At 30.9% G+C, this 550-nt stretch carries 1 protein-coding gene; it reads right to left on the bottom strand.

What is annotated here, in order from left to right; translation table 11 throughout:
- Positions 1 to 99: 99 nt before the first annotated feature.
- Positions 100 to 550: tyrosine-type recombinase/integrase (locus tag C6368_RS17095; protein WP_159038679.1), on the bottom strand; the 451-nt coding region annotated here is incomplete at its 5' end.

Here is a 550-nt window from a genome sequence, read left to right on the forward strand (position 1 = left end):
TAACTTACTTATAGGTCTTAATTTATGCTCCGTGTACAACTAATGTCTGTTGTATAGGTCTATATAAGTAAGATATTATATTCCAAAATTAAGCTAATTTTATAAATTATCAAATGGTGAAATAATATTCTGTAAATTTCTTGTACTCACATGCGTGTAAACCTCTGTAGTTCTGCTGCTCGAGTGCCCTAGTAAAGTTTGAATGTATCTCAAATCGGTTCCGCTTTCTAAAAGGTGAGTTGCATAACTGTGTCTTAACCAATGCAAAGTTGCAGGTTTTTTAATTTTTGCTTTTACCAAACTTTGCTTCAAAACACTTTGGATACTTTTTGGTGAATATTTATTTCCAACTTTTTGTCCCTCAAAAAGCCATGTTTTAGGTTTGTATGCTTTGTAATAATCTCTTAGTAGTTCAATTAATTTATCGCTTATTGGCACAATTCTATCCTTTTTACCTTTTGACTGTCTTATGATGAGTAAATTTCTATCAGAATGAATATCTTTAGGAGTAAGATTCAATATTTCACCTCTTCTTAAACCACAGGCATAT

The organism is Brumimicrobium mesophilum (assembly GCF_003025005.1).
GTDB classification, from domain to species: Bacteria; Bacteroidota; Bacteroidia; order Flavobacteriales_D; family Crocinitomicaceae; genus Brumimicrobium; species Brumimicrobium mesophilum.